Origin of the sequence: Butyricimonas sp. DFI.6.44 (assembly GCF_022132345.1) — a bacterium.
Classification (GTDB): Bacteria; Bacteroidota; Bacteroidia; order Bacteroidales; family Marinifilaceae; genus Butyricimonas; species Butyricimonas muris.
The window spans coordinates 180,288-203,088 of the sequence record NZ_JAKNJD010000001.1 but is presented as its reverse complement, the minus strand read 5'-3'; the positions used below and the strand labels follow the sequence as shown (position 1 = coordinate 203,088).

Below are 22,801 nucleotides of genomic sequence, written 5' to 3'. Positions count from 1 at the left end.
TATGTATGTGGCAGAAACCTTGGGGATATAAAGAAGGATTCGCGATTTGCGGGGGATTGTTCCTCGTGGGAACTCTCCTGCAAATTGTTTTAGGTAAAGTACATTTGGATCTTTTAGCCTATCCGGTGAATTTAATTCTTGGATTGGTCTATCTCGTTTTAATTATCGCGGCTTCTCTTTTGTCCCGGAAAGTATATCTTTTCCGGTGGATGAGTGGTTATCAGGCGGCAGTGACTTCCATGATAGCCGTCGTGATCATCACTGTTATCATGGGGCTCACGTTGCAGGTCAACGAGAAAGTACACGTCACGGGAATTGCCGGTTGGCTCGGTTTTCATCAAATGCTGTCGGCGTGGTCATTTTCCTTGTTGCTGGTATGGTTCATCACGCTGTTGGGTATGGTAACATTGCGTCGTATCCGGCATTTCAAGCCAAGAGATATTCCGTTTATACTTAATCATATGGGACTCTTTCTAGCTCTCACGGGAGCCATCCTTGGAAGTGCCGATATGCAGCGGTTGAAAATGCAAACCAGCATCGGCAAAGCCGAATGGCGGGCTTTCGATGAAGACCGGAAACTGATGGAATTACCGCTTGCCATAGAACTTCACGATTTCACGATTGACGAGTATCCCCCGAAACTGATGCTCATCGATAATGAAACGGGTAAGGTGATCCCCGAAGGAAAAGCCGAAAATATACTCGTGGAAGATTCTGTTTTATCGGGAGATTTAGAGGATTGGCATATAACCATTGAACAACGTTTGCCCTCGGCGGCAAGAGTCGCCACGGAAGACACGGTAAAGTACGTGGAATTTCATTCCATGGGAGCCGCCTACGCCTTGTACGCGAAAGCAGAGAATCGGCAAACCGGAGAACGGCAGGAAGGTTGGGTGAGTTGCGGCAGCTTCCTGTTCCCTTACAAAGCCATACGCCTGAACGAAAAAATGAGTCTGGTGATGCCCGACCGGGAACCCCGTCGTTTCGCTTCGCGAGTGACCGTGTACACGCGGAGCGGACGTAAAGACTCGGCAACGATCGAGGTAAACAAGCCCTATCAAATAGAAGGTTGGAAGATATACCAGCTAAGCTACGACGAGAGTAAGGGCAAATGGAGTGAAATCAGTATTTTGGAAATAGTCAAAGACCCGTGGTTACCCTTGGTTTACACGGGTATATGGATGATGATAGCGGGAGCCGTGTGCATGTTCACGATAGCCGGAAAAAGAAAGGAGGAAAACGTATGACGTGGGATCAATTTCCAATATTTGCCGTTATAGCTTTATGCTTCTGGGGAGCGGGAGCGATAAGTGCATGGAAAGGCAGGCACCCGGGATTGACATTCGGGTGTACAATCACGGGATTGCTGGTGTTCTTCGCTTTTATCGTAAGCATGTGGATTTCACTGGAACGTCCGCCCATGCGTACCATGGGGGAAACCCGCCTGTGGTATTCGTTCTTTTTGCCCTTGGCGGGAATCATCACGTATGCCCGTTGGAAATATAAATGGATACTCACTTTCAGTACCGTCCTGTCCATCGTGTTCATCTGTATCAATATATTCAAACCGGAAATACATAACAAGACGTTAATGCCCGCCTTGCAGAGCCCGTGGTTTGCCCCTCACGTGATCGTTTATATGTTCGCCTATGCCATGCTGGGTGCTGCCGCGATCATGGCAATTTACTTGTTATGGTTCAAGAAAGAGAAAAAAGCCACACAACAGGAAATGGATCTCTGTGACAATTTGGTTTACGTGGGACTTTCTTTTATGACCTTGGGAATGTTATTCGGGACGGTGTGGGCAAAAGAAGCATGGGGACACTACTGGAGCTGGGACCCGAAAGAAACATGGGCAGCCACGACATGGGTGTCCTATCTGGTATATATCCACTTCAGACTCCACCGGAACCGGAAACACAGAATGGCATTGAGTATATTACTCGTTTCGTTCGTTCTTTTGCAAATGTGCTGGTACGGCATCAATTACCTTCCATCCGCACAAGGGGTGAGCGTTCACACGTACAATTTGGATTAGTTCACTCACGGGGAGTTTGCCTTCGGCAACTTGTAACTTGCCGAAGACAAACTTTTATTTATATTTGCACGGTAAACCAGTAATTCAATGGCAATGAATTTAATCACTTTCACAAAGGAACACGAAGAATTATTATTCCAAATCCCTCTCTTCCGGGATTTGCCTTCTCACATAAAAGATTCATTACTGGAACAATTGGATTATTCCGTTTACAATATCAGCAAAAACGAACAGATTGCCAAACAGAACACGATCTGCAAGAACCTTATGGTACTGCTGAAAGGGCGTTTGCGGGTAGACATATTCGACGCTTTGGGTAATGAAGTAATGATCGAGAATATCATTGCTCCCCGTGCGTTTGCCACACCACATTTATTCAGTGCCGACAGCCTGTTGCCCGCCACCTTCACGGTCGTGGAAGAAGGTATTTATTTCACGGTTACCAAAGCCTCGCTGTTTGAATTAATCAGCAAAGAACCGAGCATCTTGAAGAAATTTCTCCAGATAACGGGTAATTGCAACCGTTGTACCGTTTCCCGTCTTCGGGCTCTCTCCCAGAAAAGCGTGCGGGGACGTTTTATCACCTATCTCTTTGAACACGCCAAAGATGATAATAATAAAGTCCTGATCGAACATAATATCATGCAACTCGCCGAATACCTGTGCGTCACTCGTCCCGCCCTCTCTAAAGAAATCAACAAAATGATCAAGGAGGGAATGATTGCCATGGAGGGTAAACAGGTACAATTGATTGATTTCAACGGTCTTCAACTAGCCATCCTGTAAAGAAACGTTTATTTTCTTTCCAAAATATTCCGCGTATTAAAATATTATTGTAGCTTTGTCGTGAAATATTCTGAAGGGGTGCCTAAGAAGCAAGGGAAATTTCCTGACACTTCTGTCTGACTAAGACCATTAGCAGATGAAAACAACGGGCTGAGATTATACCCATGAACCTGATCCGGGTAATGCCGGCGTAGGGAAAGAGTTATAATACAAGTTGAATGCCGTTTTATAGAATCCCCTGAAGAAATGGAAAATTGAAAATGAAAAATTGAAAATGACAACCCATTTCGGGAATTAAAGTTTAATTCAATTCTTTCATTCTAAATTTAAAAATTAAAACGATGCAGATATTTATAAACGACAAAGTATTTGAATGCCCCGCCGGGGCTACACTTCCCGAAGTATTGGAAGCCAACGACATCAAAACGGAAAACATCGCCATTGCCGTGGATTTCTCCGTTATTCCCCGCCCGGATTGGAATAAAACCGTTTTACAGGACGGAAACAAAATCATTATCATTAAGGCGGTACAGGGAGGATGATTTGATTTTAGATTTATGATTTACGATTTTAGATTCCAAATATCATTAAATCGTAAATTATAAATCTGAAATTATAAATCTGAAATCATAAATCTAAAATATAAACATGGAACAATTTAAAATCTCAAGCGGCCCGCTACCGGGTTCCGAGAAAATTTACGTGAAAGGCGAGATGTTCGATATCAAAGTACCGATGCGTCGTATCGCCCTCTCCCCGACGATTGATATTGACGGGAAAAAAGTTGAAAACGAACCCGTTGTTGTTTACGACACATCGGGTCCTTATACCGATCCGGACTATAAAGTGGATCTGCACAAGGGATTGCCCAAAATCAGGGAACAATGGATTGCCGACCGGAATGATACCATAAAATTAGACGGTTTAAGTTCCGAGTACGGGCGGATGCGCCAGAACGACAAATCATTGGACGCTCTTCGTTTCGAGCACGTGAACACGACCCCCAGAGTGGCAAAACCGGGGCATCGCGTATCACAAATGTATTACGCTAGACAGGGTATCATCACCCCGGAAATGGAGTTTATTGCTATCCGCGAGAATCAACTGGTCGATAAAATTAGGGAAAACTATAAAAAGGAAAAGGGGGAACCTTTAGGTGCTAACTTCCCGGAATATATCACGCCCGAATTCGTGCGCCAAGAAGTGGCTGCCGGACGTGCCATTATCCCGGCAAACATCAATCACCCGGAGAGCGAACCCATGATTATCGGACGTAATTTCCTCGTGAAGATCAATGCCAATATCGGTAATTCCCCGATTACCTCTTCCATATCGGAAGAAGTGGAAAAAGCCGCGTGGGCTTTCCGCTGGGGTGCCGATACGATCATGGATCTTTCTACCGGAAAGAATATTCACGAAACGCGGGAATGGATCATCCGCAATTCCCCCGTGCCCGTGGGAACAGTACCTTTGTACCAAGCATTGGAAAAAGTACGGGGCAAAGTAGAGGACCTGACATGGGAAATCTACCGCGATACGCTAATCGAGCAGGCAGAACAGGGTGTTGACTATTTTACCATTCATGCCGGATTGCGCTGGCATCATGTACCCTTGACGCTGAAACGCCTCACGGGTATCGTGTCCCGCGGAGGGGCTATCATGGCACACTGGTGTACCACGCACAAGCAGGAGAGTTTCTTGTACGATCACTTTGAAGATATTTGCGAAATACTGGCAAAATACGATGTCGGGGTGTCTATCGGTGACGGGTTACGCCCGGGATGTATCGCCGATTCGAACGACGAGGCACAGATATCCGAATTGAAAACCTTGGGCGAACTCGCTCAGATTGCATGGAAACACGACGTGCAGGTTATTATCGAGGGTCCCGGTCACGTGCCGATGCAGAAAATCAGGGAAAACATGGATCTCGAACTTGAATATTGCAATGAAGCGCCGTTCTACACGCTCGGACCGCTTGTTACGGATATCGCTCCCGGCTACGACCATATCACCTCTGCCATTGGCGGAGCCATGATCGGCTGGTACGGTACCTCTATGTTATGCTATGTCACGCAGAAAGAACATTTAGGACTCCCCAACCGGGACGACGTGAAAGAAGGAGTGATCACCTTTAAACTCGCTGCTCATGCCGCCGATCTGGCAAAGGGACATCCGGCTGCCTATTATCGTGATTACGCCATGAGTAAAGCCCGCTTCGAATTCCGCTGGAAAGACCAGTTCCACCTTGCACTGGATTCTGAAAAAGCTCTCCGTTTCCACGATGAAACCTTACCCGCAGAAGGACACAAAGAAGCACATTTCTGTTCCATGTGCGGTGAACACTTCTGCTCCATGCGTGCAAGCGAGAAATTGAGAAAGAAAATGAAAGAATAAATGAGTTTATAAAGTTTATAAGGTTTGTAAAGTTCATAAAGTTATCCCCTTCACGGGGAATACTCTAAGACTAATTAAACAGTCGGAAAACTTTGTCCGAAGGACATCCAAAACCTTATAAACTTTATGAACCTTATAAACTTTATGAACTAACTACATGATAGTCGTCATTACCCCCCCTTACCGGATTCCGGATGAAGAAGTTATCGTGAATAGCCTCTTCAAGAACGGTTTGCACCTGTTGCATTTACGAAAGCCGGATGCAGAATGGGTTGTTTACGAGCGATTTATCCAGAAGATAGAACCTTGCTTCCGGGAACGCATCGTTGTACACGATCATTTTGATCTGGTAGAAGCATACGGACTGAGAGGGATTCATCTCAAGTCAAAGCAAGCGGAGCATTTCGGGGACAGGAAACGGTACGCGCATGTCAGCGTATCGTGCCACTCCTTTGAAGAGATCGCGACATTGCCATTCACTCCCGATTACGTGTTTTTAAGCCCCGTGTTTGACAGTATTTCCAAACAGGGATACAAATCCATGTTTACACCTGACATGCTGAAGGAAGGATTAAAAAAGACCTCTACCCCCGTGATTGCTTTGGGAGGAATTAGCGCGGATAATGTAACCGCTTGCCGGAAATTAGGATTCCGGGGAATCGCTCTGTTGGGATACCTTTGGGATACCCCTTCGGAAGCTCTCTCCCGCTTTCTAAAAATCTTTCCCGACGAAACGTTAAGCATCGCCGGATTCGACCAGAGTTCCGGTGCGGGAGTAACTGCCGACATCAAGACCTTTGAATGTTGCCGGGTATATGGATTAGGAGTTGCAAGCGCGATCACGTTCCAAAATCAGAACGAGTACCTTGGGACAAAATGGATGTCCCCGGGGGAGATTATCCGCCAGTGTGAAGTATTGTTCCGTGAATTTACCCCGGCATATGTCAAAATCGGGTTGATCGAAAACTTTGATTCTTTGGCACAAGTAGTGGATTACCTCACGACCGCTTTGCCAAAAGTGAAAATCATCTGGGACCCGATTCTGAAAGCAAGTGCCGGATTCCAATTTCATAATGGGGAAAACATGGAAACGATACAAAATATCCTCGGCAAGATATATTTACTTACCCCTAATAGAAACGAACTGGAGATTCTTTTCGGCAATAACTTGGAAGCAGAAGGATTGCAAAGAATTGCCAAACAGTTGCATACCAATATTCTCTGGAAAGGCGGACACAACACGGAAGCGTTGGCGTCCGATCGTCTGATCACGGGAGAAGAGATATATACTTTCTCCGTCGCACGGGGAAAGCACGGCAAACACGGCACGGGTTGTGTCCTTTCCTCCGCCGTTACCTCCTACTTGACTCTCGGGTATTCTTTACCTGAAGCCTGTCGTCTGGGACAACGCTATGTATCCGATTTTATTCGGGGAAATGACACGAATTTGGGTATACACAGCCGGATACACGCAACTGCTACAGCGAACCTGCACGAAATTCCGTTGCAGTACATCACGGATCACAAGGAGGGAACGCCTATTCCCGAACAAGTGGAAGCCGTGTGCAAAGGCGGTTGCCGTTGGATACAATTGCGGATGAAAGAAGTGTCGAGAGAAGAATTTATCCGAACCGGGAACGCCGTGAAAGAAATTTGCCGACGTTACAATGCTTTATTCCTGATCAATGATCACGTGGATATCGCCATCGAACTGGATGCGGACGGGGTACACCTCGGTAAGGAAGATATGAACCCACTGGAAGCCCGTAAAATACTAGGTTATTCAAAGATTATCGGGGGAACATGCAACACGTTTGACGACGTGGCGGAGCGCTATCGTCAACAAGTAGACTATATCGGTCTGGGACCGTTCCGGTTTACTTCCACGAAAAAGCGTCTGAGCCCGATACTGGGGTTGGAAGGTTATCAACAAATCACGGATAAATGCCGGGAAGCAGGTATTCATCTCCCGATACACGCTATCGGCGGCATCCGGGAAACAGATATCCGTCCGATTTTAGACACGGGAGTAACAGGTATCGCCCTCTCCTCTTTACTGAAAGACAGCGACGATATCACGGAAAAGACAAAAGAAGTTTTGTTACAATTGAAAATTGAAAGTTGAAAATAAACACCTCCGTCAGCTACGCTGACACCTCCTCTATAAACAGAGGAAGAGTTAGAATACAATCCCTAACGCGGGGAAAGCCACTTGCAACTCGCCGAAGGCGACTATAAACAGGGGAGGGAGTTCAATCTAAAATCTAAAATTTAAAATCTAAAATTAATACGATAGCCCATGGAACCATTAAAGATTGCAGACAAGGTATTCACTTCACGCCTGTTCACCGGAACCGGTAAATTTGCGTCAAATCAGATCATGGAAGATGCCATACTGGCGTCCGAATCGCAACTCGTGACAGTCGCACTGAAACGAGTAGACATGGAAAGCAAAGAAGACGATATAATCGCCCACCTTAAAGCACCCCATATCACGTTGTTGCCCAACACGTCCGGTGTGCGCACCGCCAAAGAGGCCGTGTTCGCCGCACAGCTGGCAAGAGAAGCTCTCGGTACCAATTGGTTGAAACTGGAAATACATCCCGATCCGAAATACCTTCTCCCCGACCCGATTGAAACCTTGAAAGCCACGGAAGAATTGGCTAAATTAGGATTCATCGTTCTACCCTACATTCAAGCCGATCCCGTGTTATGCAAGCATTTGGAGAACGCCGGAGCCGCAACGGTAATGCCCTTGGGCGCTCCTATCGGGACAAACAAAGGTTTGGTTACCCGTGATCTGCTTGAAATCATTATCGAGCAAAGCCGGATACCCGTTATCGTGGATGCGGGAATCGGGGCACCTTCACATGCTGCCGCTGCCATGGAAATGGGAGCCTCTGCCGTGTTGGTGAACACCGCTATTGCCGTATCCCCCAACCCGGTAGAAATGGGACGAGCTTTCAAACTGGCTGTTGAAGCCGGACGCATGGCATTCGAGGCAAAATTAGCCAAGCAATACCGCCACGCGCAAGCCAGTTCTCCACTAACGGCATTCTTGGACTAAACCGCCTGTGGCGGGTTATAATTGCCTTCAGCAAGTTGCAGGTTACAGGTTGCATTTGCTTTCAGCAAGTTGCAAATTCACTTTGCCAGTGACATCAATTACAACTTGTAACTTACCAAAGGTAAATGTAACTCGCCAAAGGCGAATGTAACTTGTCGAAGACAAATGCAACTTGCCAAAAGCAAATTTAACCTGTAACTCGCCAAAGGCGAACATAAAAAAAATGAATACATTTTACGATACAATTAAAACTTACGACTGGGATGATGTAAAACAAAGCATCATGGATAAGTCGAAAAACGATGCGATCGCCGCCATAAACAACCCGCGTCGCACGTTAGACGATTTTATGGCACTCATTGCACCCTCCGCCACTCCTTTATTGGAAGATATGGCAATCGAAGCGCAACGCCTTACTCTGGAAAGATTCGGGAATACCATCCAATTATACATTCCCCTTTACGTTTCCAATTATTGCACGAACTTTTGCGTGTATTGCGGATTTAACCATGATAACGAAATTCATCGCAAAATGCTTACCTTGGACGAGGTTAAGGCTGAAATAGACGTTATCGCCGATTGGGGTTTCAAGCATTTATTACTCGTATCGGGAGAAGCACCCGCCGTTACGACCGTGGATTATTACGAGGAAGTAATCCGTACCGTACGCGACAAATTCTCACAAATAGCCATAGAAGTACAACCCCTCGACACGGCAGACTACGCCCGCCTGCATGAAGCCGGACTTAGCTTTGTCTGCGTGTATCAAGAAACGTATAACGAGAAACAATACCCGCTTTACCACCCGAAAGGAAGAAAAGCAAACTATCGTTACCGTTTGGAAACTCCCGATCGAGCTTGCTCGGCAGGTGTACAAAAAATGGGAATCGGGGCGTTACTCGGGTTGGAAGACTGGCGCACGGATGCATTCTTCACCGCCTTGCATCTAAAATACTTGGAAAAGAACTATTGGAAATCCAAGTTCTCGATCTCCCTGCCCCGTCTGCGCCCGCACGCGGGAGCTTTTATGCCGAAAGACCCGATCAACGATCGCCAAATGGTGCAACTGATCTGCGCGTACCGCTTACTGGATCAACAGGCAGAAATTTCCATCTCCACGCGGGAAAGCCGGGAATTCAGAGATCACGTGATGCACTTGGGGGCTACCTCGATGAGCGCGGGCTCAAGCACGGAGCCCGGCGGGTATGTCGTTCCCCACAAGGAACTGGAACAATTTGCCATTAACGATGACCGTAGCCCGCAAGAAATGGTGGAAGCCATTAAGGCACAAGGCTATGAACCGGTGTGGAAAGATTGGGATGCATGGATGTAGTCGAGAGAGGGACACTCTCTTGAATTTCATAACTAATTTTAACATTTATAGTATCACGTTTATTCTCCTCCTTTTGTTACGTTTGTCTTTTTAAACGTCAAAAACTAAATCAATTATGGTAGTTGCGTATTTACGAGTCAGTACTAACAAACAACACCTGGAAAATCAGGAGGAGGAGATTAAGAAATTTGCAGCCAGCCGGGGTCTCAATATTGATAAATGGTACCATGACGTAGTCAGTGGTAAAGTTAGCAGTAATGACCGAAAACTCGGTGATCTTCTTGAATCTCTGCAAGATGGTGATTGCCTTATCGTCACGGAAGTATCGCGCTTGAGCAGGACATTGATCGATATCATGAATATCATCAATACCTGCATCCAGCGCAAAATTGTTCTTCACAGCACGAAAGAGGGATACACCTTCGAGAACAACTTGAATAGCAAGATATTAGGGTTTGCTTTTGGTCTCGTGGCTGAAATCGAGCGTAATTTGATCTCCATTCGCACGAGAGAAGCTTTGGCAGTCAGGAAAGCGGAAGGCGTTAAACTGGGACGTCCGTACGGGAGTTGCCCGCAGTTAAACGTGTTAATCCAGAACAAGGACAAAATCATTGAGCTTATGGATAACAGCGTACCTTACAAGAAAATAGCCAAAAAGTACAAGGTTTCCATCTGTACCGTCAATCGTTTCGTGAAGCAACACATTAACGAGAGAAATAATTAAAAGACAAATAGAACAAATTTAGAATTAAAGCGATAGAATATGTCATTAACCTCTAGAGAAACGGAACGTTATAACCGACATATAATTCTTCAAGACATTGGAATTCAAGGACAAGAAAAAATTAAAGATTCCCGTGTACTGGTAGTCGGTGCCGGGGGACTCGGTTCTCCCGTGTTATACTATCTTGCCGCCGCCGGCATCGGGCACATCGGAATCATGGACGACGATACGGTATCGGAATCCAACCTGCAACGACAGATATTATACGACACGACACACGTGGGGACAGCCAAGGCAACCGTTGCAGCCGCTAAATTAATTCAATTAAATCCTTTTTGCAGGATTACACCATATATCACCCGATTAACTCCCGATAACGCGCTCGAAATCATCACCGGTTACGATGTCGTGGTCGATGCCACCGATAATCTTTACGCCCGCTACGTCATAAACGACGCCTGCGTGCAACTGCATAAACCGTTCGTTTACGGTAGCATTCGCGAGTTCGAGGGACAACTCTCTGTTTTTAATTATCACGACGGTCCGACTTACCGGGATCTGTTCGAGTACCATGATGCCGTGAAGGATTTCTCGCAACCCCTAGGGGTGATCGGCGCCCTTCCCGGCATCATCGGTTCTCTCCAAGCCAACGAAGTAATAAAAGTCATTCTGGAAAAACCCGGTGTCCTTTCCGGCAAACTACTCGCCATCGATATCATGAACAACACGTATCTCACGTTCACCATTCAAAAGAAAGACACATGTCATGACTCGTTGATTTCACCTCCCCCTCCTCCTGATCCACACGAAAATAGCCAATAGCAATAACCCGGCAGGTACAATCCACTTGAACGCTATCTCCGTCACTTTCACCCCGGTTTTACCGAGGAACAGTTTATTATCTATCGCTTTCGGGCGACGCACGTCTACCGGGGCTTCACCGTCGGACAGCCACTGGAAGGAACCGAGAATGATATAGAAATTGCCGTTCTCCATTCCCTCGCGGGGCTTGAATAATTCCGCGTTGCCGATACAATCGGCGTCACCGAGAATCACGATCTTCTGTTCGCGATCTCCCAGCGGACGGGATAATCCCAAAAGTGTCGTGTATTGTTGTTCCTTCTCCCCTGCCGCCGGATTATAACGCACCGTATCGTCAATGAAATTCACGGTTTCCAGTTCATTCCACACTCCCGTGGAATCCGTCAATAATATCGGCGTAACTTTAAACCCTTTATCCATCGTGTATCTCAACCCGGTAGCACCCGGCATCATGGCACACATGCGCCACTCGATCATCGTCCCGAAGAAATACGATAATTCCCGTGCCTCCTCTGTCGGCCACGCCAGCACTAGATCGGGCTGATAATCTTCTGTCGGTTTCACGAGTACTCCATCCGTGAACTCCACACCAAACTGCCGCACCAGAGGATTCATCCGTGCTTGTCCGCCCGCCTCTCCCGCAATAAACAAATTGCCTCCCCGGTCGATATATTGTTGTAGACGTTCCATTTCCGGCTCGCTCAAGGGTTGTTGCATGTCGGCTATCACCAGAATATTGATCCGCTCGGAAATATTCCCGTCCAATGTTACTTCTTGAACATCAAAACCTTGATTCAGCAAGGCATAGCGGAAACGCTTGTTTCGAGCAAAGCTGGCATAATCCCGATCCCGGTAGCGGCTGATACTTCTCTCGCCGTGTCCGGTGAGAAAACCCACGGTAGGCAACTCCATCACCATACGTTTGAATGCGGCAGAAATCTCCGCCTCCGACGGATCTCTCATCATATCGTCGAACTGCCGCAGGAACATCTTCTCCCCGCTTTCCCGTTCCACCTGCCGCACGAACCGGTTGTCCTCCGGCGACAGGTCAATCACCTGCTTGATCTGCTCCGGGGTCAAGTATCTCGACAACTTGATCTTGAACGACGCAGCAATCTGTTTTGCCCTTCTCTCCATCGGCAATTCGGACAAAAAACCTCTCTGTTTCGTGTTCTGAACCGAATCGTAATAATACACGTATTTCATCTTGATCTCCGGCTTGAACCGCAGGTATTCACGAAATTGGTACGCGTCATTATTCTGGTAACGAGGGAGTGCCTTCATGAAGTCCTCATCCAGCAAATTACTGTACGTGGTGATCGTGAGTCCGCCCTTCAGCTTCTTCACAATTTCCTGACTGTTAGGCGTCAACGTCAAACTATTCTCCCGTGTCGTGTCGATATACCCCATCAAGGCGGGACGGGAACTCACGTAAGCTACCATCGCCATGATAAGGAAAACACCCGCATACTTCGCGAAATTCCGCACCCATGAACTCTTCTGCACGCGGGAAGACAGGCGCACGATAGAGAACCACACGCACATGGCGGGGAACATGATGAAGTAAGCGATCTCCTCGCTGCAAATCATCCCGCCTATAAACGTTCCGGCATGCCGCGGAAGTGACAACCAAAAAGTGACGTCGCGAACGAAATCAATATCCTGCCAGATACGGTCTATGAAGTTCAAGAAAGTCAGGAATACTAAAGTCGCCACTGCCGCAATAATCTGGTAAGAAGTCAGCGTCGAGAAAAACAACCCGACGGCTGCATAAGTACATATCAAAAGGAAAAGACCGAGTATCCCGGTAAGAATCTGCAATACATCAAAGTTCTCTACTGCGAACAGACTGAATATCAAGTACATGATAAAAATAGATACCAACACGAACGCGAAAATCACCATGGACAAGTATTTACCCAAGATAATCTGCGCATTCGTCATCGGCGACGAGTACAAAAGTTTCATTGTTCCCCCGGCAAGATCTTTGCTTACCAATCCCATCGTCAGTAAAGGGATGTACAAGAAAAGATAGTTCTGTACCTCGTAAAAAAGGCGACCGAAAATACTGGAACTGATAAACATGGGATCGTACCCCATCGCTTGCTGTTTCTCGATCATCGTGACGGAACCCGTGAAAATCAAACCACATTGAAAAGTAAATATGATCAACACCAACCAAGCTATAGGCGAGTAAAACAACATCTGTAACTCGGTTTTCGCTATTTTATATATCATTCTCATAATCTAAATTTTAAGTATCAACATCCCCGGCGCCGAAGCCATATCAAGATTCCGGCAAACGCGAGTATAACGGGAATAACTACCATGAACACGATCTTCCATACCTCCATGGCAGACTCGCTAACATTCAATTTCCTGTCTATCGGCTCCGCACGGGAAGTATTCACGGGCAATTCCTCGTGTGACAACCAGTAGAAACCGGAACGAGCCAACTCGTAATTAAAATTGCGAACTTCCCGCCTGCCCGTGGCAAATTCCCCGTTACTTAAGCAATCCGTGTTGCCGGAGATAACTACACGTTGTTGCTTGCCGTTCACGTCGCGGCTCAAAGCTATTACCGTGGCGAAAACTCCGGCACGGTCACTCGCTTCCGGTTCATAAACAATCGAATCACGCGTGAAGTCCGCGCCCCGTGTCCTGTTCCAGCATCCCACCGTGTCGGTGGTAAACAACGGCGTGACCGTCACCCCCTCGACGGGAGTGTATTCCAAACCGACGCAGCCCGGCATGGCAACGCAGCCCTCGTATATCCGGATTATATCCAACCCCGGCCATAATTTTATTCCTTCTTTCGTCGGTAAAGCCTGTATCAGGTCAGCCTGAAGATCTTTTGTCGGTTGCACCAGCTGCCCCGGCATAAAGCGGACACCGAACCGCTCGACAAGCGGGTTCATCAGTTCCTGTCTTCCCGGCCCGCCGAGTATAAAGAGATTGCCGCCCCGGTCAACGAAGGCGTCCAGATGCACTTTTTCACGCTCGCTCAAAGGCGACCTTAACTCGGAAATCACCAGTATATTGATACTGTCCGGGATAGCCTGATCCGCTCGCACTTCCTCTATATCGAACCCCTGATTCACCATAGAGCTTCGAATATTCCTGTCGCTGGAAATACGCTTGTATTCCCGGTCGGCTTCCCGGTTGATATCGCGTTCACCATGCCCGGTAAGGAAGCCTATCGTCGGTACGTCCATCACCAGACGTTTGAATGCGGCGGAAATCTCGCCTTCCATCGGGGATTCCTTCCATCCCGCGTGATAATAGAAACGTAAATAAGACTTTTGCCCGTTCTCCCGTTCGATCACGCGTATTGTCTTATTGCCCTCCGCGCTCAAATCCTCTATTTTCTTCATCTCCTCCGGCGACAGGAAAATAGAGAAAGGAATCCCGTAATTGTCACATATCCGTTCTGCCCGTTCTCTGTCGTTCAAGTCGGGATACTGCTCGTCCAGTTCCTCGTTACCCGCGTTGTCATAGAAATAAACGTAACGCAACTTCATATCCGGTTTAAAACGCACGTAATCACGGAAATTGCCCATGTCATGATTAATATGATCGGGCAGCGTGCTCCAAAACTCCTTGTCAAGCACATTCGTGTAAGTCGTGATCTTCACCTTTCCGTCAAGCAACTTCACGATATTCTGGCTTCCCTCGCTCAGCGTATTTCCCTTCGTTCTCGTGGCATCGTAATACGACATCAGCATCGGGCGGGAACTCAGATACCCCAATCCCATCGCCAACACGAATACACCAAGGTAGGCGCCCCAGCGGACTATCCATCCCCGCTTCTGCACCCGGTTGATCAACCGGAGCGTTGTCCATGTCAAGAATATAGCGATCACGATCAGGAAATAAAGCACGTCTTCGCTGCATATTAACCCGTGAATAAACTCGAACACCCTGCCCCGGATTGAAAGCCAATAAGTGATATCCCGCACGAACTCGTAGTTCTGACCCACGTCGCCCACGTAATTGAACAGGATGAGAATCATCAAAGTACCGAACACCGCCACCACTTGATAAGAAGTCAGACTGGAAACAAACAACCCGATAGCGGCATAAGCGCACAACAAAAGGTAAAGTCCCAGAATACCCGTCAACACGTAAGGAATATCTATATTCTCGATCGTGAACAAACCGAATATCACGTAAAACAATATCACGCCCATCATCGCCAGCCCGAATACCATCAAAGCCATGTATTTACCGGCTACCACCTGAATATTGCGTAAAGGCGCCGACTGCAACAACTTTATTGTCCCCCCGTTCAAGTCGCGACTGATCATATTCATCGTCAACAAGGGAATATACAAATAAAGAGAGCCTTGTATCGACTCCATTAATCCCGCGAACACGCTGCCCGTCACTCTCCACATCTCGTATCCCATCGCTTGGCGTACCACGATTCCCTCCAACGAATCAGAAATAGTCATTCCGACCTGATAAGAGAACACGACCAGCAACAACCACGCCACGGGCGAGAAGAACAAAGATTGCAATTCCATCTTTGCTATTTTAAATGCCATCTTCATAAATTCTCGATTTTAATGTTTCTTACTCTTGGCGGACAACTCGGCGAACACGTTATCCATAGAACTCTTCTCGGCACGAATCTCCAGCAATTGCCAGTTGCGAGCCACGCTTGTTTCCACGATCTTGGTGATCGCCTCGCGGGAGTCCGAGAAATTTACCCGGTAATTCATGCCACCCGTGTTCTCGGCATCCACCACCCCGGGCAATACCTTTAGTTCCTCCGCCGAAGGCATTGACGCCAAAGTCACGAATATCGTGCTGGGAACAATATAATTGTCAAACTCCTCCACCGTGCCGGAAAAGACTACCTGTCCTTCCTCGATCATCCGTATATAATCACACGTCGCCTGTACCTCCGACAGAATATGCGTCGATAGAATCACCGTTCTATCCTCACCGATCTCTTTTATCAAGTGGCGTATCTCAATGATCTGATTCGGGTCCAAACCGTTCGTCGGCTCGTCCAGCACCACGAATGCCGGATTGTGAATAATCGCCTGCGCAATACCCACCCGCTGCTGGTAACCACCCGACAAGTTACGAATCAACCGCTTCCGGAAATGGCCTACCCCACAACGTTCCATTACACTTTTTACCGCTCCCGCGACTTCGTCTTCCGGAATACGACGGATATTCGCCGTGAACGCCAGAAACTCCTCCACCGTCAAATCACCATACAACGGGGGCTTCTGCGGCAGGAAACCGATATGCTTTTTTGCTTCTACCGGATTGTCACGCATGCTCACGCCCTTGATGTAAACGTCCCCCTCTGTCTGCTTCAACACCCCGCACATGATATTCATCGTGGTTGATTTCCCCGCCCCGTTAGAACCGAGCAAACCATAAATTCCATTTTCCGTTATCTCGAAATTAATATCCCGGATAGCCCATTGAACACTGTATCGATGGGACAGATGTTCTACTTTTACGATTGATTTTTCCATACAATATTGTTTTGAGTAAAAAATTATCACACTTTTTTCCACACGTATAGAATACCCGAAAACAAAAATGGTATTATCAATATCGGTATAAAATCGAAACCGGAATATAAATAAAATGCTTCCGGATATCCGGAAGCATTTTATTTATATCCTGTTTTCGACTAAAACAGGCATACCTTGAAAATCAATAAACGGCATCCCCGATTTTCTTGATATCAAAACCATACGTTTCTTCGATATACACTCTCAATATATCATACTTTTTTCTCAATAACGGGTAAGTCGATAATTCAGTTTCCAAATCCTCTGATGTTCGCTGCAACATATTCTGTATAAAGTAATCCCGATCGGAAGACTTCAATTGGGATTCATTATAGTATGTAGCCCCAACCATATTTACACTCCATTCGTATCCATTACTCCCGAAGAAGCCTCTGGCTCTAGCATAATTAGGAGAAGTCGGGTCATTTACCACTTTGGTCGAATAATTACTCACTTGGAAAAAGGCCTCCGGAAAAGTGATCATATCTAATCCCATCCAAGAAGACCAAAGTTGATACTGCAACCTATTCTTGAATTCCAACTTCGTTGCCCCAGACATTTTCACCAAAGTATCAGAACAATAATTAATGGCAATTTGATTGCTCCCGTTGCGAGAATATTGAGGTATCGGGTATCCGAATGCCGTCCAATCCAACGTTGAAGTCAGAAAAACGCGGTAAGGTATCGTCTTTCTTAGGAAATCCTCTGGGTAAAACCGAAACCAAATTTCATCCAACAAGTCGAGCATATCCCCGACGTACATGGGATCTCCAAGCGTATATAAATAAGTTCCTTTCAACGTGGAATTACTGATTTGAGTCCACTCGAAATCCCGCTTTGTAAAATCGTACAAAAAATAACTGCCATACTTTTCGAACAATTCCACCACCCGGTCGTCCGCAGGTGATTTCCCTTGCGGCAACACGTAATCCGCCGTCAAAGGAACAATCTCCCCGATCTCTTTGTCTTTAGCACACGAGCAAACGAACACGCTCAACAACATCAAATTTATAATTATGATCTTATTCATTGTTTTTACTTTTAGTTAACCTACATTCCAGTAATTCCCGTTCGAACGGGTTCATAAGCACATGCATTCTGTTCAAGCAATATATTTTTCTCCAGTATCGAATTGGGTATCGGGAAAGTGTATAATGGGTCTTTTTCCTTTAAAACATATTCCGTCCACACGTCCGTACTCCGGTCTTTATAACGATGTGAAATGGATGGCATTCCGTAACGGCGCAAATCGAACCAGCGATGTTCCTCGAAACAAAGTTCCAACCTGCGCTCCAAACGAATCTCCTCCAACAAAGCAGTTGGTTCCGCAATATTCACATCCGTGTATCCGACAATCCGGTATCGGCGCAATTTATTCAAATCTGCCAAAGCCGAAACCGCCCCATCGCTTTTTTGAGCGTAAGCCTCCGCCCGATTCAAATAAGCTTCTGATATGCGCAAAGTATTGGCAGGACGAACAGTTCCGTTCCATCTTTGTTTATAAACGACCTTCTTATCAGCAGAAAAATAAAACTCTTGTCTACAATCTCCTGCTGTAAATTTCGACAACAAATCCAAAGAAGGAACAAAAAAAGTACGCATTCCTTGATCTCTATTATTTGCTCCATACAACCACTCCACCTCCGAATGCTCGTAATCCGTGAAATAAAAAGCATTACTCGATATTCCCGTGTAATCGGTCAATTCCCCACCCGTTTTAATCGCCTTGTCGGCAGCTTTTATTGCATCATCCCAACGTTCCATGTACAAGTATACCCGGGATAACAATATATTCACGGCGGGATAATTAATCCGATAATCATTTCTGGTTTTCGGGTATTTCTCAAGAAGAGTAGAAGCAGCCTCCAAATCCTTCACCATCTGATCGTAAACATCCGTCACCCGACTACGCACGATGCCATTCTCGACAATCCCAGCCGTCAATTTCAAAGGTACAGCCAACGCTTCTTTATTCTCTTGATAAGGCTCCCCGTAAATATTCACCAGTTGGAAATACAAATATGCCCTCACTGCTAACGCCTCCGCCTTGATCCGTTCCCTGTCATATTGCGTACCAATTGCATCATCTATCCCATCCAACACGGCATTGCATCCCATAATCCGCTCATACGTTCCAGAATAGCTCTCTTGCATGGTCTGTACTCGCTCCCACATATCCGGCTGCCAAGTAAAATATGGGAAACGAAGAATAAAATTCGTATTCTCATTTACCGTCAAAGACAACTCGTTCTGTTCTATATCATCATCCAACAAACTTAACGTCTGATAAGGATAAGTAATTGCCGGTTGAGGATAGCCTGATCCCAACAGAAATTCGCTAAAATCTGCTGTCGTCCTCACGAGCACCTCATCTTGGGATTTCTCTTCCAAAAAATCCGAACAAGCGCCTGTCAATAACAGGCTCAATATGAATATAAAAGGTAGTATTTTTTTCATAATCTCTCGTTTAAAATACACTAGAAAATCATTTGAATAGACAAGGAAGTCACCCGTCTTGCCGGCCAATTCCCCGTTTCCGGATCAATACCATCCCATTTTTTATCCTTTACCCACATGAAAGGATTCATCATGGTTGCTTTCAGCGTCAATCGGTCAACATAAAACTTATTCAACAAACTCTGGTTAAATTCATATCCCACCGAAAGTGAATTACAACGGAGCATATCTGTATGGGCTATTCGAAGATTCGATTTATTATATAGGTTATAGGGATTATCCAACGTTCTATATGAAGTTTCTGTTTGGGGCAGATATGTTTGGGTATCCCCTATACTTGGGATTGACGGAATTTTTGTAAAAACTTCATCCCCTGTTTTCCTCCAACGAGTGGTTAGCTCGCGTGATGCGTTTTGTTCAGGAGTGGGTATACCCCTATTGCTTTCCGTATTGTACAAAACGGGTAAACGTCCACTTCCACCCCATTGCATAGAGAACAAAGCATACAAAGTCCAATTTCTGTATTTCAACATGGTGTTCAATCCCCCAGAAAAATCAGGTGTAAACTTCCCGGATTCAACAAGGTATTCAACGGGTCCCTCGGCACCTTCTATATCCATATTACAAAATATCGGTGTCCCATTTTCCGAATCTAATTCCTTGAATTCATAAGAATAAAATGTGGAAAACGGCTTCCCCTTCACGACAGCTGCCCCCTTCAGATAATCATCCAGTGTGTTTACGCGTTCGTTCTTGGTGATTTTATTCCGGGTAGAACTGGAATTCAGAGAAAGACGCCACGTGAAATCTTTCGTTCGGACAGGCACGATTTCCACCAGGAACTCATAACCCGTGTTTTCCATTTTCGAACCGGAAACCACACTGTTTGTTTTCCCGTTCTCGTAAGGAACATCCTTGGATGACAACACGTCACTAATCTTTTTATAGTAATTGAACGTAGCATTCAAACGTTGATTCAAAAGAGCCACATCTACCCCCAAATTATACGTCTTTGTCTTTTCCCAACCCAAATTGGGATAAGGAAGCGATTTAATCCGTAACGTATAAGATTGATAGTAATTATTAATTCCCCCGTCAAAAGCGATCAGATACGGGGAAACGCTCTCTACAGCATTTCCTTGATAACCGTATGAAAAAGTCAAATCTAAAACGTTCAACCAACCGGTTTGCTTAAAAAGAACTTCATTGCCGATTCTCCATTTAGCCCCAGCAGACCAAGTCGGCTCAAAACGCTTGTTTTTGTCCTGCCCAAAACGGTTGGATGCATCCACCCGAGCGTTAAAGTTTACAATATAACGTTCGCCATAAGTATAAACAGCTTGTGCATAACCACTCAGCAGATTACTCTTTCGATTTAACACGGAAGCACTTCCGTAAGCGTACACGGAATTATCCATCGAATAATTTGTATTTCCATTTTGAAAGATCGTGGCAGGTACATTGGCAAACGTCTCTCCCCGCTCTCGCAGATAACCATAACGTTTACTGGTTTCACCCGTGGTCTTCGTTGAATTTGTCTCAATTCCGACCTGTAAAATCATTCTATGCTTTTCGGCAAACAAACGTTCATACATCAGACTATTACGTATTGTCACGGCTTCTATCACTGTATTTCCCGTTTCCAATAATCCACCTTTAGGAATCCGAGCCGATTTTTCTTCACCGCTATTTGGAAAAACCGAACCAAACTCATATCCCCGGTACTGGGTAATATAAAATGAACGTTCCGTTGCGTATTTTTTAGTTGCAGCAGAAGATGCCGCATAAGAAATAACCCCCTGATACCGCAACCCTGAAAATATATTCCACATCAAATCCAGTGTGGCATTCCAACCTTTCGTGTTATTCTCACTCCCTGTGTTTGCCAATTCATTCAAAATATTGTAATTGTAGCTAGTCTTATTGGTTATCGCCAAACTATTAATTCCCCATTTCTCGTGATAAAATAAAGTACCGTCTCCGTTATATGCCGGTATAATCCGCGTCGTGTTATAAGCATACGAGAAAGGATCGACGTTATAAGCAAACCCCTCCACTTTACGCATACTCCCATTCAGTAAAAAATTGGTTATCAAATTCTCCCCGAAACGTATTTCCGTGTTCGACACGACACTCATACTCAACAGGTCATTGCCTTTCGCCTCACCTCTCTCTTGATTAATATTAAATGACGTACGGTTTTTCACTCTCTCGGAGCCTCCGTTAATACTCAAACTATGCTTGTGATTGAAAGAATTTCGGAACAACAGCTTAAACCAATTCGTGTTCTGCCGTGCCATTTTCTCGTACTCCCGGTTCATCTCTTCAGTAGAAATCTCTTTGTTAATCAACTTCTGTACCAAACCAGGATATCCCAAGGGTAAGATTGCCGAAGGATAAGATACCCTATCCTCGTACATCTCTTTGGAAAGAACCATCATCTCTTGAGAATTCATCTGATCGTACAACCCGTAGCGGGGGCGTTGACCGATTGAAAAATCACCACTGTAAGATACTGACACCTTTCCCGCCTGTGCCTTTTTCGTGGTGATCACGATAACACCGTTAGCGGCTTGTGAACCGTAAATAGCAGTAGCTGAAGCATCTTTCAACACAGTGATTGTTTCTATATCATTGGGATTCAACCAAGATATAGCGTTTCCCGCCAACTTGCCAATATCGTCGGCATCCATTGTGAAAGTCGTGTTGTCGTCAGGATTGAAAGGTTGAGGATTACGTTGAATAACACCATCTACCACCCATACGGGTTCCTGACTCCCCAACAAAGAAGAGGTTCCCCGTACTCTGATTTTAGGAGTAACCCCGACCTGCCCGGATTGATTCCGTACCAACATTCCCGGCACCACACCTTGCAACATCTGATCGATAGACGTAGCCCCGGCAATGATAATATCAGCAGCTTTCACCGTTGTTGCCGCCCCCGTGTAGTTTCCCTTGCGAAAATTACCGTAACCGGTAACAACCACTTCGTCCATCTCCGTCCGGCCTTCCTCCAGACGAATATTTATCTCCTTGGAAAAGTCCGTAACAACCACTTCAACAGACTTCATCCCCAAGAATTGCACTACTAGCGTCACACTATCCATAACTGGTAATGAAATCAAGAAATTCCCTTCCGAATTTGCCGCTACCCCCAAGCTAGTTCCTTTCACTTGTACCGTTGCACCCGGAAGTGCATCTCCTCTACGATCCAAGACGTTCCCTTTGATAACCAATCCCTTTCTTTCCTCACCCCCTGCTTTTTTCTTTGAAATGACAATCACATTGTGAGCCATCCGAAAACGAAACTCCGTACCTTTCAGACAAATCTCCACGATCTCTTCAACCGTCGCATTTTTGAACGACTTCGTGATCAAAGGGACAGACTTGATCTCGTCATTATTACACAGGAAATCATACTTCGTGTTTTCCTTGATATACTTCAATACCTCCAACAACCCCGCTTTCTTGAATTCAACCGTTAGCGTCGGTTCTCCCGAAGCATTGGCATAACCGAGATTACCTCCCAGAAGATAAAATAATACCGCAAACGAGGACAGCCATCTCGTTACCCGGCTCCAAACATTTAACTTAAACCTCTTTTTTTTCATAACTCATTACATTTAGGTTTTCTATT

General features: G+C 45.9%; 16 protein-coding genes. 10 read left to right on the top strand and 6 right to left on the bottom strand.

Features of this window, described 5'->3' with window-relative positions:
• Positions 1-5: 5 nt before the first annotated feature.
• From L0M98_RS00960 to L0M98_RS00915, 10 genes are all read left to right on the top strand, one after another.
• Positions 6-1,247 (top strand): cytochrome c biogenesis protein ResB, encoded by a 1,242-nt coding sequence (locus tag L0M98_RS00960; protein ID WP_227214626.1) that lies wholly within the window; start codon positions 6-8, stop codon positions 1,245-1,247.
• Positions 1,244-2,038, top strand: a complete 795-nt coding sequence (locus tag L0M98_RS00955; protein ID WP_227214625.1) for a cytochrome c biogenesis protein — start codon at positions 1,244-1,246, stop codon at positions 2,036-2,038. The genes L0M98_RS00960 and L0M98_RS00955 overlap by 4 nt, the downstream gene beginning before the upstream one ends.
• Before the next feature lie 93 nt (positions 2,039-2,131).
• A complete protein-coding gene (locus L0M98_RS00950; RefSeq protein ID WP_099294529.1) occupies positions 2,132-2,824 on the top strand; it encodes a Crp/Fnr family transcriptional regulator in 693 nt (230 codons plus the stop codon).
• 341 nt (positions 2,825-3,165) lie between these two features.
• Positions 3,166-3,366: a sulfur carrier protein ThiS gene (gene thiS, locus L0M98_RS00945; RefSeq protein WP_099292336.1), complete on the top strand. Its 201-nt coding sequence runs from the start codon at positions 3,166-3,168 to the stop codon at positions 3,364-3,366.
• A 106-nt stretch (positions 3,367-3,472) separates the two neighbouring features.
• Positions 3,473-5,221, top strand: coding sequence for a phosphomethylpyrimidine synthase ThiC (gene thiC, locus L0M98_RS00940; protein ID WP_227214624.1), 1,749 nt, complete (start codon positions 3,473-3,475; stop codon positions 5,219-5,221).
• 157 nt (positions 5,222-5,378) lie between these two features.
• Positions 5,379-7,346 carry a thiamine phosphate synthase gene (locus L0M98_RS00935; RefSeq protein ID WP_227214623.1) on the top strand — a complete coding sequence of 656 codons (1,968 nt, stop codon included), beginning with the start codon at positions 5,379-5,381 and terminating at the stop codon, positions 7,344-7,346.
• A 174-nt stretch (positions 7,347-7,520) separates the two neighbouring features.
• The gene (locus L0M98_RS00930; RefSeq protein ID WP_227214622.1) at positions 7,521-8,288 is read left to right on the top strand and encodes a thiazole synthase; all 768 of its coding nucleotides are present in this window, start codon (positions 7,521-7,523) and stop codon (positions 8,286-8,288) included.
• Positions 8,289-8,511: 223 nt separating this feature from the next.
• Positions 8,512-9,621, top strand: a complete 1,110-nt coding sequence (gene thiH / locus L0M98_RS00925; protein WP_227214621.1) for a 2-iminoacetate synthase ThiH — start codon at positions 8,512-8,514, stop codon at positions 9,619-9,621.
• 115 nt (positions 9,622-9,736) lie between these two features.
• Positions 9,737-10,345 (top strand): recombinase family protein, encoded by a 609-nt coding sequence (locus L0M98_RS00920; protein ID WP_227214620.1) that lies wholly within the window; start codon positions 9,737-9,739, stop codon positions 10,343-10,345.
• Positions 10,346-10,384: 39 nt separating this feature from the next.
• Complete coding sequence (locus L0M98_RS00915) at positions 10,385-11,167, top strand: HesA/MoeB/ThiF family protein (protein WP_227214619.1); 783 nt, start codon at positions 10,385-10,387, stop codon at positions 11,165-11,167.
• Here the strand turns inward: L0M98_RS00915 and L0M98_RS00910 are convergent.
• The 6 genes from L0M98_RS00910 to L0M98_RS00885 all read right to left on the bottom strand — a co-directional run bounded on the left by L0M98_RS00910 (position 11,126) and on the right by L0M98_RS00885 (position 22,775).
• Positions 11,126-13,411: a Gldg family protein gene (locus tag L0M98_RS00910; RefSeq protein WP_227214618.1), complete on the bottom strand. Its 2,286-nt coding sequence runs from the start codon at positions 13,409-13,411 to the stop codon at positions 11,126-11,128. The genes L0M98_RS00915 and L0M98_RS00910 overlap by 42 nt on opposite strands.
• Positions 13,412-13,428: 17 nt before the next feature.
• Positions 13,429-15,720, bottom strand: coding sequence for a Gldg family protein (locus tag L0M98_RS00905; protein ID WP_227214617.1), 2,292 nt, complete (start codon positions 15,718-15,720; stop codon positions 13,429-13,431).
• Between the two features lie 12 nt (positions 15,721-15,732).
• Positions 15,733-16,665 carry an ABC transporter ATP-binding protein gene (locus L0M98_RS00900; RefSeq protein ID WP_099292327.1) on the bottom strand — a complete coding sequence of 311 codons (933 nt, stop codon included), beginning with the start codon at positions 16,663-16,665 and terminating at the stop codon, positions 15,733-15,735.
• 184 nt (positions 16,666-16,849) lie between these two features.
• Positions 16,850-17,737 (bottom strand): hypothetical protein, encoded by an 888-nt coding sequence (locus tag L0M98_RS00895; protein ID WP_227214616.1) that lies wholly within the window; start codon positions 17,735-17,737, stop codon positions 16,850-16,852.
• Between the two features lie 20 nt (positions 17,738-17,757).
• A complete protein-coding gene (locus tag L0M98_RS00890; protein ID WP_227214615.1) occupies positions 17,758-19,164 on the bottom strand; it encodes a RagB/SusD family nutrient uptake outer membrane protein in 1,407 nt (468 codons plus the stop codon).
• A 20-nt stretch (positions 19,165-19,184) separates the two neighbouring features.
• Positions 19,185-22,775, bottom strand: coding sequence for a SusC/RagA family TonB-linked outer membrane protein (locus tag L0M98_RS00885; RefSeq protein WP_227214614.1), 3,591 nt, complete (start codon positions 22,773-22,775; stop codon positions 19,185-19,187).
• Positions 22,776-22,801: the final 26 nt, after the last annotated feature.